The 11,803-nt window shown below is 66.2% G+C and carries 12 protein-coding genes and 1 riboswitch; of the genes, 3 read left to right on the forward strand and 9 right to left on the reverse strand.

Annotated features, from left to right (window positions below; translation table 11 throughout):
• Nucleotides 1-22 precede the first annotated feature (22 nt).
• Entirely contained in the window at nt 23-2,293 is a 2,271-nt protein-coding gene (locus JQ633_RS05105; protein WP_211983097.1) for a TonB-dependent receptor, read from the reverse strand.
• 114 nt (nt 2,294-2,407) lie between these two features.
• Nucleotides 2,408-2,608: riboswitch (cobalamin riboswitch) on the reverse strand.
• Between the two features lie 112 nt (nt 2,609-2,720).
• Between JQ633_RS05105 and JQ633_RS05110 the strand changes: the two genes are divergently transcribed.
• The 3 genes from JQ633_RS05110 to JQ633_RS05120 are packed head-to-tail and all read left to right on the forward strand — an operon-like array spanning nt 2,721 to nt 5,367.
• Nucleotides 2,721-3,764, forward strand: a complete 1,044-nt coding sequence (locus JQ633_RS05110; RefSeq protein ID WP_211983099.1) for a FecCD family ABC transporter permease — start codon at nt 2,721-2,723, stop codon at nt 3,762-3,764.
• A complete protein-coding gene (locus JQ633_RS05115) occupies nt 3,761-4,534 on the forward strand; it encodes an ABC transporter ATP-binding protein (protein WP_211983100.1) in 774 nt (257 codons plus the stop codon). Before JQ633_RS05110 ends, JQ633_RS05115 begins: the two co-directional genes overlap by 4 nt.
• A 41-nt stretch (nt 4,535-4,575) precedes the next feature.
• Nucleotides 4,576-5,367: an ABC transporter substrate-binding protein gene (locus JQ633_RS05120; RefSeq protein ID WP_249158839.1), complete on the forward strand. Its 792-nt coding sequence runs from the start codon at nt 4,576-4,578 to the stop codon at nt 5,365-5,367.
• A 218-nt stretch (nt 5,368-5,585) separates the two neighbouring features.
• Here JQ633_RS05120 and JQ633_RS05125 read toward each other — a convergent pair whose 3' ends face one another.
• The 8 genes from JQ633_RS05125 to soxX all read right to left on the reverse strand — a co-directional run bounded on the left by JQ633_RS05125 (nt 5,586) and on the right by soxX (nt 11,539).
• Nucleotides 5,586-6,626, reverse strand: a complete 1,041-nt coding sequence (locus JQ633_RS05125) for an MBL fold metallo-hydrolase (protein ID WP_211983104.1) — start codon at nt 6,624-6,626, stop codon at nt 5,586-5,588.
• A gap of 139 nt (nt 6,627-6,765) precedes the next feature.
• Nucleotides 6,766-7,209 (reverse strand): DsrE family protein, encoded by a 444-nt coding sequence (locus tag JQ633_RS05130; protein ID WP_211983106.1) that lies wholly within the window; start codon nt 7,207-7,209, stop codon nt 6,766-6,768.
• Between the two features lie 156 nt (nt 7,210-7,365).
• On the reverse strand, nt 7,366-9,114 hold the full coding sequence (gene soxB / locus JQ633_RS05135) for a thiosulfohydrolase SoxB (protein WP_211983108.1): 1,749 nt from the start codon (nt 9,112-9,114) through the stop codon (nt 7,366-7,368).
• Between the two features lie 93 nt (nt 9,115-9,207).
• On the reverse strand, nt 9,208-9,510 hold the full coding sequence (locus JQ633_RS05140; RefSeq protein WP_211984110.1) for a hypothetical protein: 303 nt from the start codon (nt 9,508-9,510) through the stop codon (nt 9,208-9,210).
• Nucleotides 9,511-9,524: 14 nt separating this feature from the next.
• Nucleotides 9,525-10,373 carry a sulfur oxidation c-type cytochrome SoxA gene (gene soxA, locus JQ633_RS05145; protein WP_211984111.1) on the reverse strand — a complete coding sequence of 283 codons (849 nt, stop codon included), beginning with the start codon at nt 10,371-10,373 and terminating at the stop codon, nt 9,525-9,527.
• A complete protein-coding gene (soxZ, locus tag JQ633_RS05150) occupies nt 10,373-10,684 on the reverse strand; it encodes a thiosulfate oxidation carrier complex protein SoxZ (protein ID WP_211983110.1) in 312 nt (103 codons plus the stop codon). The genes soxA and soxZ overlap by 1 nt, the downstream gene beginning before the upstream one ends.
• Nucleotides 10,685-10,717: 33 nt before the next feature.
• The gene (soxY, locus tag JQ633_RS05155) at nt 10,718-11,212 is read right to left on the reverse strand and encodes a thiosulfate oxidation carrier protein SoxY (protein WP_211983112.1); all 495 of its coding nucleotides are present in this window, start codon (nt 11,210-11,212) and stop codon (nt 10,718-10,720) included.
• Nucleotides 11,213-11,248: 36 nt separating this feature from the next.
• Nucleotides 11,249-11,539: a sulfur oxidation c-type cytochrome SoxX gene (gene soxX, locus JQ633_RS05160; protein ID WP_211984113.1), complete on the reverse strand. Its 291-nt coding sequence runs from the start codon at nt 11,537-11,539 to the stop codon at nt 11,249-11,251.
• Between the last annotated feature and the right edge of the window lie 264 nt (nt 11,540-11,803).

Below are 11,803 nucleotides of genomic sequence, written 5' to 3' on the forward strand. Positions count from 1 at the left end.
CGATTACGCCGCGCCGCCTGGCTCAGAACGTCGCACCGGCCCGCACCATGTAGGTGCGGCCGGGCAAGGGATAGGCCGAGAAACGGCCCGCCGTGAACGAGCTTGCGATGGCGTAATCGTAGTACAGCGCGTTGAACAGATTGTTGGCGCTGACCGACCAGAAGAAGCGGTCGTATTGCCCGCTGAGCTTGAGATCGGCGGTCGCGTTGCCGGGAATGCGGCTCTGAGTGTTGGCCTGGTCGTTGTCCATGATGCGCGAGCTCCAGGCGCGCAGCGTGGCGTCGAGCACGAGATAGTTCTGCAGGATATTCCAGGTGACGCCGAGACTGCCTGTCGTGCGCGACACCAGCGGCACATCGTTGCCGGCGAAGGCGCCCTCGCGGAATACGGCGCGGGTGTAGGCCATGCCGCCGCGCAAGGTCACGGTGTCGCTGACCCGGAGCGAGGCGGTGGTCTCCGAGCCGTAGCGCCGGGTCGGATCGAGATTGACGTTGTAGAACAGCGAGGGAAGGAAATGGATCTCATTCTGCAGATCCATGAGATAGGCGCTGGTCTGTAGCTGGAACAGGTTGGTCTTGACGCGGAAGCCGGCCTCGACGTCTTCCGAGGTCTGGGTCTTCAGATTGAAGTTCTGCGATAGCGCCATGCCGGTGAAGGGATCGAAGGACGGGCCCGAGGCGACGCGCTCGTCGACATCGGGCGTCCGAAACGCGCGCGCCGCGCGGCCGAACACCGAAAATGCGTCGGTGAGACGGTGCTCGAGACCGAGATGCAGGGCGTATTGCGTCTCGTCGCTGTCGAGCGGCGCCGCCTGCGCGTCGAAGGCGAACGGTGCATTGGGGTCGTAGCGGTCGCGCGCCGAGACGCGGGTGTTCTGCACCCGCGCGCCGTACGAAAAGTCGGTCGTCGGCAGCACGCCGATGGTGTGCTGCCAGTAGCCGGCCGCGGTCTGCTGCTCGATGTTGTAGATGTGATAGGGGTCGACGCCCTGGAATGCGCCGCGCGCCTGGCGGAACGTCGAATCGTAATAGTCGATGCCGGTCAGGATGGTCGACGGCATGCCGAGCATGATGTTCTTGACGCTGAGGCGCGGGGTGATCGACCAGGTGTCCAGCGCGGCATCGTTGTAGGTCGAGGCGAAGCTGATGGTCGGCACGGTGCCGAAGAACGCGCTCTGGGTGTCGCGCTGCCGCCAGCCGCCGTCGACGATCAGGTCGACGCCGTTCATCAAGGTCTTGGTGAAGCCGGTGGTGACGCTGGCGGTATGCTGGTTGCCGTAATCGAACGGCGTCGCGGCGCCCCTGCGGTCGGTGGCCAGTTCGTTGAGGCCGATCGATGGATCGACCAGCCGCCCGCCGGGAAAACCGAGCTTCTGGTCGCTGCCGGTGACGGTGAGGAACGCGGTGAAATCAGGCGTGGTGTAGTTGATGTTGCCGACGCCGTTGCGCTGGTCGAGCGCATTGTTGACGCGGTAGCCGTCGGACTTGATGCCGTTGCCGTAGAACGAGGTCGACCACGGCCCGGAATTGAACGCGGCGGAGACTGCGGCCGTCTGCGTGTTGAACGAGCCGTAGCCGCCTTCGGCACGGATCTTGGCCGGCGGGCCGCCGACACCGGTCTTGGTGATGATGTTGATCACGCCGCCCACCGCATTGTCGCCGTAGAGCACGGCGCCGCTGTTGCCGCGGATGATCTCGATGCGCTCGATCGAGTCGAGCGGGATCGTGGTGAGATCGAAGCCGGCCTTGTCGACGTCGTTGAGGCGGCGGCCGTTGAGCAGGAACAGCGTATTGTCGGTGGCGAATGCGCCGAAGCCGCGCAGGTCGACCGAGCTCTTGGCGCCGTTCGGCCCGCCATAGAGCGATTGCAGCTGCACGCCCGGCACCTGCGCCAGGATCTCCGGCAGCGACTGCGTTGGCGAATGGGCGATGTCATCGGCCGTGATCACGGTCGAGGAGGTGCCGACGATGCCGGCGAATTGCCGGCCGCCGGCCCCAGTCCCGCCGGCGCCTGATCCAGCGCCTGACGATGGCGCGCCGGCGCCGGTCCCGCTGGCCGTGCTGTCGCTCTGCGTGGTGCCCGGCGCCGGACGGCGTGATGCGGGGACCTCGTTGACGGCGGGCCTAGCGCGGGTGACGTTCTGGTCGCTCGGCTTGGCCACCTCGATCGGCGGCAGCTCGCCGGCGGCGGCCACCTGCTGTGCATGCGCGCCACTGGCGAGGATCGCCGGCGCGAGCATCGTGGTCGCCAGCAGAAGCGCGCGGCGCGGCGGGGTTAGAGGGAAGCAAAACATCGGCGAGACCTCGGAATGACGGCAGTGGCACGTCACCGCGAACCCAAGTCTCACCGTCGCGCTATCAGCATCAGGTGAAGGCTAATGTCTGTACTCCCCGACCGACATCGTCGCGTGTGACCACGGTTGACGGCAGGTCTCCTGGCTCGCGGGTCGTTACCCTTCGTCGCCTTCCCAGGACCGAGATTCCCAGTGGCCTGTGACGAAGGATTCACCGCCTACAGTTGCGGGGGCAGCCGCGGCGTTGGGGAAAGTTTTCCCCGTACCGCATTCCCTTTTGATCCCGAATGAGGAACCGTCCGCGGCATCTAGCGGGCGGCGGGGACCCAAAGTCAATCCCGGCGGCCGCGGGGCGGCGGCCCGGCGGCTGCGGTTTTTGCCGTGTGTCGCTTGTCTGCCACGGCGATCGCTGTCAGAGCATTGAGCGATGAGCGTGCAGGATTTTGCTTTGGCCTCCGAGGTCGCGGCGCGGCGCCGGTGGGGCGCCACCGCGGCGCTGGCCGCGCTCGCGGTGCTGCTGGCGCTGATCTCGCTCGGCATCGGGCCGGTGCGGCTGTCGCCGCTGGCCGTGACCGAGGCGTTGTTCGGCGGCGGCAGCGACGTGGCGCAGGTGATCGTCCGCGAGATCCGCTTGCCGCGCACCATCCTGGCCTTTGCCATCGGCGGCATTCTCGGCCTCTCCGGCGCGGCGCTGCAGGGGCTGTTGCGCAACCCGCTGGCCTCGCCGTCGCTGTTCGGCGCGCCGCAATCGGCAGCGTTCGGCGCGGTGCTGGTGATCTCGCTCGGGCTTGCCGATGTGCGTTCCTACGCGCTGCCGGTGGTGGCGATCGTCGCCGCGTTCGGCTCGGTGTTCGCGCTGCTGGCGATCGCCGGCCGCAATGCCGGGCTGTTGATCCTGATCCTCGCAGGGCTCGCGATCTCGAGCTTCGCGGGCGCCGCCACCGCACTGGTGATGAACCTCTCCAGCAATCCCTTCGTCGTGCTGGAGATCGCATTCTGGCTGCTCGGCTCGCTGGAGGACCGCAGTTTTCAGCACGTCGCGCTGGCGCTCCCCTTCATCGTCGCCGGCGCTGTGATCCTGCTCAGCCAAGCCAGCGCCTTCCGCGCGCTGACGCTGGGCGAGGAGGCGGCCCAGAGCCTCGGCGTCGATATCGGGCGCTTGCGGCTGCTCGTGATCACGGGCGTCGCGCTCGGCGTCGGCGGCGCGGTCGCGGTGACCGGCACGATCGGCTTCATTGGCCTCGTGGCGCCGCATCTGATGCGCCCCGTGATCGGTCACGATCCGGCGCGGCTTTTGGTGCCGAGCGCGCTGGCGGGATCGGCGCTACTGCTTGCGGCCGATATCGCTGTTCGTATCATCCCCTCGACCTCGGACATCAAGGTCGGTGTACTCACCTCGATCATTGGCGTGCCGTTCTTCCTGTATCTGATCATGCGCGAGCGCCGCGCGCTCGGCGGGGGCGTGGCATGACGCTGCTCTCCGCCACCGGTCTCAATGCATCCCTCGGCACTCGAAAAGTGCTGCACGACATCTCGCTGTCGCTGGCAGCGGGGCATCTGGTCGCGCTGGTCGGCCCGAACGGCGCCGGCAAGACCACGCTGTTGCGCGCGCTGGCCGGGTTGATCCCCTCCAGCGGCGAGATCCGGATCGGCGGCGATGCGCTGGCACGGCTGCCGCTGCGCGAGCGCGCAAAACGCTTCGCCTATCTGCCGCAGGGCCACATGGTGCACTGGCCGCTGCCGTCGCGCGATATCGTGGCGCTCGGCCGCTATCCGCATGGCGCGACCGATCCGGCACGGCTGTCGCAGAAAGACGTGGAGGCGGTGTTACGGGCGATGCAGGCGGTGGATGTCACTGCGTTCGCCGACCGCCGCGTCACCGAGCTCTCCGGCGGCGAACGCAGCCGCGTCGCGCTGGCGCGCGTGCTCGCGGTCGAAGCGCCCGTCATCCTCGCCGACGAGCCGACCGCATCGCTCGACCCGCGCCACCAGATCGACGTGATGCAGAAGCTGCGCAACGTCGCCGACACCGGCGTGCTGGTGGTCGTGGTGACGCATGATCTTGGCCTCGCCGCGCGCTTCGCCGATGATGTGCTGGTGCTGTCGGAAGGGCGGCTGGCGGCGCAGGGCGCACCTCGTGATGCGCTGTCGGAGGCGGTGATGGCCGATGTGTTCCGCATCAGCGCCTATCGTGCGGAGTATCAGCGCGAGGCCGTCATCGTGCCATGGGCGGACGCCTGATGCGCCTACAGCTTGCAGCGCTGGCGGTTGCAGCGTGGCTCATGTCGTGCGTCACCTCATCGGCCGCCGGCCCGCGCATCGTCTCGATGAACGTCTGCAGCGACCAACTCGTTCTGTCGCTGGCCGATCCCGACCAGATCCTCGGGCTCAGCCGGTTCTCGCGCGATGCGTGGCAATCCTGGGCGGCCGACAAGGCGCGTAACTATCCGCGGCTCTCCGGCGAGGCCGAGGACGTGCTGGTGTTGCGGCCGGACATCGTCGTCGTCAGTCTGTTCGACAAGCGCGCGACGCGCGAGCTGCTGAAGGCCAACGGGCTGCATCTCGTCGAGTTCACGGTGCCGCGCACGCTCGACGAGGTGAAGGCGCAGATCCGCGCGATGGGCGAGGTGGTGCAGCATCCGGATCGCGCGGCTAGCGAGATCGCGCGGCTCGATGCCGCGATCGGCCGCGCGCGGGTCGCGGCGAGCGGCCGTCACTATCGGGTGCTGCCGCTGGAGCGGCGCGGCTTCGTCTCCGGCGAGTCCAGCCTGATCAATTCGCTGCTGCAAGAGGTCGGTCTTTCCAACGCTGCCGGCGAACTCGGCATCGGCGCCGGCGGCTTTGCCTCGCTGGAGGCGATTGTCAAACTGCGGCCGGATTTCATCCTGGTGGCGGAAGCCGGCGACCGCGCCGAGGACGACGGCCGCGCCTTCCTGCTGCACCCCGCGCTTGAGCGCTTCTATCCGCCCGACAAGCGCATCGTGCTGCCCGAGCGCCTCACGGTCTGCGGCGGCGTGATGCTCGCCGACGCGCTGGATAGGCTGACGGAGGAGTTGCAGCGCGTGACGCGGTGACTGCGTAGTCCGGATGCAGCGAAGCGAAATCCGGGGCCGTCGTGACCGCGGATGCGATGCCCCGGATTGCGCTGCGCTGCATCCGGGCTACAGGCCTGATCGCGGCTTCCAAGCGCGCCCGCCTCAAGTTTCCGTCATCCCCGCGCAAAGGCAAAGCCTTTGCGCGGGGATGACGGATCGCATCCTCTCAGGGTGACGGCCTGATACTTATTCTGCTGCTAGCCCATCACCACCGGCCCGCCGGCCTTCTTCCAGGCGTCGATGCCGCCTTCGATATGCGCGGTGTTCGCCAGCCCGGCCTTCTTGGCGGCGGCGACCGCCATCGCGGAGCGCTCGCCGAAGGCGCAGAAGAACACGACGCGGCGACCGGTGGCGGCCGCCACCTCACGCAGCATGCCGCCGGGCTGCAGCGTGGCGCAGATCCCGGGATAGGGCGCGTGCAGCGCTCCGGCGAGCGTGCCGTGCTTGGCGCGTTCGCCAGCCTCGCGCAGGTCGACCAACAGGATGTCGGGCCGGCCAAGGCTCGATATGGCGTCGCCCGCGGTGAGCGAAAGGCCTTCCTTGGCGAGCTCGTCCTGGTGCAGGCCGACATGCATGTTGGCCGGCAGCACCACGTCCATCAGCTTCGGGTTCGGCAGATTGAGGTTGTTCATCAGCTCGACGTAATCGTCGATCGATTTCACCTGCAGCCGCGGATTGTAGCGCTTCTCCTCGCCGATGGTGGAGACAGTGTCGCCCTTGTAGTCATGCGCGGGGAACACCATGGTCTCGTCCGGCAGCTTCAGCAGCCGGTTGAAGATCGAATCGTATTGCGCCCGCGCGCTGCCGTTCTGGAAATCGGTGCGGCCGGTGCCGCGGATCAACAGCGTGTCGCCGGTGAACACGCGGTCGCCCATCAGGTAGCTATAGGAATCGTCGGTGTGGCCCGGCGTGTACATCGCATCGAGGCAGAGGCCCTCGATCGTGACCTTGTCGCCGTCGGAGACGCGCATCGAGACCACGTCGGCCTTGCTCTGCTCGCCCATGATGGTGATGCACTGGGTGCGGTCGCGCAGCTCGGCGAGGCCGGTGACGTGATCGGCGTGCAGATGGGTGTCGACCGCCTTGACCAGGCGGAGGTCGAGTTCCTGCAGCAGCTTGCAGTAGCGGTCGGCCTTCTCGAGCACCGGATCGAGGATCAGCGCCTCACCGCCGGCGCGGCTCGCGAGCAGGTAGCTATAGGTGCCGGACACGCTGTCGAAGAGCTGACGAAAGATCATGGCGGCTCACCTGTTCTATGGACCGAGTCTCCAGGAGGAGATTATTCCATAGATAGGGCCGACTCAAAGCAAATCCATCCCCCGTAGGAATCCCGTCTCCGTTACCCTCAGGGTGACGGCTCTAATTCTGAAGGGCCTCTCACGGCCGGATGTAGCTCCAGCCCTGCTCCTGCAGCTCCATCAGGTGCACGACGCCTGATGGTACGATGGTGGCGTCCGGGATTACGGAGATGGCGTGGCCTTCGGCCTTCTCCATCCCCTGCCTGGTGTTGTTGCAGGCGGAGAACTGGATCTTGCTCGGGAAGGCGAGATCCCTCAGCCGCTTGATGCGATCCTGCACCGGCGAGGTGTCGCTGCGCAGCATGTGCAGGCCGGGGCCGTAGGTGACGATGTCGACCTCCACGTCCTCGTTCTTCGCGCGGTAGTACTCGAGGACGTTGGTCGCGTTGTTGAGCGCCAGATTCATCACCTGCGGGTCGTTCTGGTCGACCTGGATGGCGACGCGATGCGGCTTGTCGGCGGCAAGTGCGGCGGTTGCGAGCGTGAGCGAAAGCGCGGCAGCTGTGACGAAACGGCGAAGCATGGCAAATATCTCTCAATGTGAGCGCCGCCCTCACTCCGTCATTGCGAGGAGCGAAGCGACGCGGCAATCCATTCTTTCCCCGCGGCAAAGCATGGATTGCTTCGCTTCGCTCGCAATGACGGTGAGGCAGCTACGGCAGCCGCGATCCCCGCCGCGTCATCCCAGCCTCGTGATGCCCGGATTGTCCTCGACGCCGTTCAGCGTCACGCCCGGCGCGTCGCGGTTCGGCGGCCGGCCGGCGCGCAAATGCTTGGCCACGACATCCCAGACCGGCGCGCCGCTCTGCTGGTTGACCGAGGCCCAGCCCGCGACCTTGTAGCTCTTGCCGGCTTCGAGGTGCTTGCCGTTGCCGAGCTTCAGCTCGGAAATGCGCTTGCCGACGGATTCGCCGGGCGTGCAGGTGTAGGCGAGGCCGCCGACGCGGACCATGTCGCCGCCCTGCTGATAGTAAGGATCGGCGTTGAACAAATTGTCGCAGACGTCTTCCAGCACATCCTTGATCTGGCTGCCGGTCATGCTGGCGACGTAGGTCTCCGGATAGGTGATCGCGGTTTCCGACAGCACGTCTTCCATGGTCAGCGGCTGGCCGGCGAGCGTCGTGAGGCCCCAGCGGAAGCCGGGCGACAGCGCGATCTCCGCTTCAAGCTCGCTCTGCAGCGCGTCGCAGATCAGCTGGTCGACGGTGCCGGAGAAATTGCCGCGGCGGTAGAGCAGGCGGTCGGCGGCGGCGAGCTTGTCGTCCCAATCGTCGATGTAGGGCTGGCGCATCTTGTCGATCAGCGCCTGCATCGCCGGTTCGGGCTTCAGCAACTCGGCGAAAACCGGCAGCAGCCGGTAGCGGACATTGGCGACCTTGCCCTTGGCGAGGTCGAGATCGAGCACGCCGATGAACTTGCCGTTGGAGCCGGCATTGGTCACCAGCGTGACGCCGCCGGCATTGGTCACCGTGATCGGCAGCGGGATCGCGTCATGGGTGTGGCCGCCGAGGATGACGTCGATGCCGGTGACGCGGCCGGCGAGCTTGAGATCGACATCCATGCCGTTGTGCGACAGCAGGATCACCGCATCGACCTTGTCGTTGTTGCGGTGGTTGTCGACGAGCTTCTGCAGTTCCTCGTCGCGGATGCCGAAGGTCCAGTCCGGCGTGAAGCGCTTCGGATGCGCGATCGGCACATAGGGGAAGGCCTGGCCGATGATCGCGACGCGGTGGCCGCCGATCTCCTTGACGATCGACGGCTTGAACACCCGCCCCGAGGCCGGATCGAACGCCTTGGCGTCGTTGAACGCGGCCTCTTCGGTCAGGAACACGTTCTGCGCCAGGAACTCGCCCTTGAAGCGCGAAAGATTGTCGCGCAGCACCGCTTCGCCATAGGTGAATTCCCAATGCCCGGTCATCGCCTCGATGCCGAGCAAATTGGCGGCCTCTACCATGTCGGCGCCCTTCATGGCATTGGCGAGCCCGGTGCCTTGCCAGAGGTCGCCGCCGTCGAGCAGCAGGGTGCGGCGCTCGCCGACATCGGCGCGCAGCTTGTCGATCAGCGTCTTCAGGTGCGCGAAGCCGCCGAGCCGGCCGAAGCGGGCCGCCGCCTTCTCGAACTCGACGCAGGTGAAGGCATAGGCATCGGCGCTGTCGGGCCGGATGCCGAAGCGATCGAGGAAGGCCTTGCCGACCAGATGCGGCGGCTGGCCGGCCATCGCGCCGACGCCGATGTTGACGCTGGGCTCGCGGAAGAACACCGGCCTCAGCTGCGCATGGGTGTCCGTGATGTGCAGGATGCGGGCGTTGCCGAAGCGTTCGAGGTCGTAGACGCTGGCGGTGTCGGCGCCGCGCGCAAGCCGCGGCAGCCCGGCCGACAGCGTCGCGGCGGCCGCACCCTTCAGCAATTCCCGGCGGCGGATGATCATCACTCTCCCGGCACTTGGTTGGATGCCACGCGGGCGGTGGTGGGGCTCTATCCCCACAAGGGGGAGGGAACCCTCCGCCGGTGCCTTCCTGACTCAGCGAATTTCCAGGTCCTTCCAGCGTTCCTTTTCGCTGGTGGCCTGGAAGATCGATGCCTTGGCCAACGCTTCCGCTTCTGTGGCCCTGGTCACTGCGGTGTCGAAATCACCAGCATCTCCGGCCTTTTTTGCGGCGGCGAGCGTCGCGGCTGTGGTGGTCCACTGGTTGCGCAGGCCGCCCGCTTCCTTGTTGGCGGCTTCGGCGGCGGCATAGGCCGCCTTGTAGTCGGCCTCGGAGGCGGCGAGGGCGACGGTCGCGGTTGCCGTCAGCAGCACCGATGCGGCGAGAATTCGCGTCATCATCATGGCCGCGCTCATGGTCTTGCTCCCGGACCCGAGATCGGCAGCCCATTGCTGACATAGGACAGGTAGTATTCGAGGTTGCGGTACTCGTCGTCCTGCGGGTTGAGCGGCACGCCGCGGATCTGGCTGTTGCAGGTGGTGAAGCGGCGGCTGGTGGTGCCCATGCCGCTCCATTCCGAGCGATAGATCGGCATCGCATTCAGGATGCCGAGCGCCGGCGCCAGCACCTCGGCACGGATCCGCTCGCCGGGGCTCTGCACATGGCAGGTGGCGCAGGAGAAATTGAGCTGGCCGCGGCGGGTGTAGAAATACTCCTTGCCCTTCTGGTAGGCCTCCAGCGCGCGGGGATCGTTCGGGATATTGATGTTCATCGGCTTGCCGCGCGAGGTGTAGGCCATGTAGGCGGTGAGCGCCGCCATCTCGTCCTTTACGTAGGAATAGGGCGTCTCGCCGTTGGCCTCGCGGCAGCGGTTGAGCGCAAGCTCCAGCGTGATGACCTTGCCTTCCTTCTCGTCGAAATAAGGATAGTCCTGGCGGATGCCGATGCCCTTGTTGGGGAAGCAATCCGCATAGGTCTTGCCGTTCTTGAACGGCTTGGCGAACATTTCCTTGCCGGCCTCGAGCGAGAACTCGTAGGGCGGAAACTGCTCCTTCTCTTCCCACTGCTTGTGCAGGTCCTCGTTCATCGAATAGGGACCGTTGACGAAATCCTCCAGCTTCAGCTTGGGGAATTTATCGGTGAAGAATTTCTGGAACGCGGCCTTGTCGGCGACGGGATCGACGGTGCCGGCCGCACGCGCCGCCGGCGCGAGCGCCAGCACGGCGAACGCTGCGATCGCAGCGCGAATTGCAAGACGCATCATTGAATCTTCGCCGTGGTGCTGTCGGTCGCGCCCTTGTTGTCGACCCAGCTGACCTTGAGCTCGTCGCCCTTCTTGCCGCCCTTGAAGGCGAACTTGACATAAGGATCCTTGGAGACGCCGCCGCCCCAGTCGGCGAGGAACACCGGCTTTCCCTGATATTCGAAGGTGAGCTGTGTGATGAAGTGCGGCGGAATGATCTCGCCCTTGGCGTCCTTGACAAAGCCGGAATCCATCGGGTGCTGGATCAGCGCCTGCACCTCGGTGGTGTCGCCGTTCGAGGTGGCGCGCACGCGAATGCTCGATGCCATCGGTTTGCTTCCTTTTCGTTCGCGGATGCGCGATCAGCCGCCGCAGCCGCCGACGGTCACCTTGATTTCCTTGACCGCGCTGTAGAGCTTGCCGCCGGCCTCGACAATCACGGTCACATTGCTGGTCTTCGCCATCTTGATGCGGTTGGCGACGTTCGGCACCGTGCCGGCCGGGATCTTGTAGGAAGCCACCAGCGCGATAGGGTTCTCGGTGACCAGGAACGAGATCGAGGTGACGTCCGCCAGCGTCGTGCTGGCCGAGATCGGCACCACGGCGCCGTTCTCGGCAATCTCGGGCGCGTCCATCTTCACCTTGTCCGACGGTTCCGGGCTCTTGCCGTAGAGCGCCTTGATCGCATCGGCCTCGCTCTTCTGCTTGAACGCGTCGGCCGGATAGGCGTCGTTGGCGGCGGCGAGCGCCTGCGGCACGCCGAACGGAACGACGCCGAGGCCGATCAGCGCGGCAATGCCGGCGCCCTTCAGCACCAGGCGGCGCGCGGGCGAAAACTCGTTGCTCGTGATGCTCATCGAAAACTCCTCAACACAAAACTCGTTCAAGCGACGTCATAGCGTCTGCAGGAAATCCACCACCGCGCCGATCTCCTGCTCGCTCAGGATCCGGTTGCGGCCGAACGGAGGCATCACCGTCTGCGGGTTGCGCTTGGTTTCGTCGGACACGATCGCGATCAACTCGTCGCGGCTGTATTTCGCCTTGAGGCCGCTCAGCTCGGGGCCGATCGTGCCCGGCAGATCGCCGCCCTTGATCACATGGCAGGTCAGGCAATTGCCCTTGCCGCGGTCGAAGGCGAGCTTCTGGCCCTCGGCGGCGGATTGGGCCCGCGCAGGCGCAGCCATCGCGGTGCCTGCCAGCAGCGCCAGCAGGAGGATCGGCTTGGAGAAGGTGGCGATCAAGGACGTTTCCCGGGCTTCAATCTCGATGATCCCATCGCAATATAAGAAGTGGAAAGCACAAAGGCCATCGGCTGGCAATCTGGAGAATGGGCGTGGCGGGAGCGCGGTTAATGATGGTGACCCGGACCGCTGCACAGGACCATACCCGTCACCCTGAGGAGCGCGGAGCGCGTCTCGAAGGGTCGACGGCCCGGCTGGTGGCCGTGC

Origin of the sequence: Bradyrhizobium tropiciagri, assembly GCF_018130505.1 — a bacterium.
In the GTDB taxonomy this organism is placed as follows: Bacteria; Pseudomonadota; Alphaproteobacteria; order Rhizobiales; family Xanthobacteraceae; genus Bradyrhizobium; species Bradyrhizobium tropiciagri_B.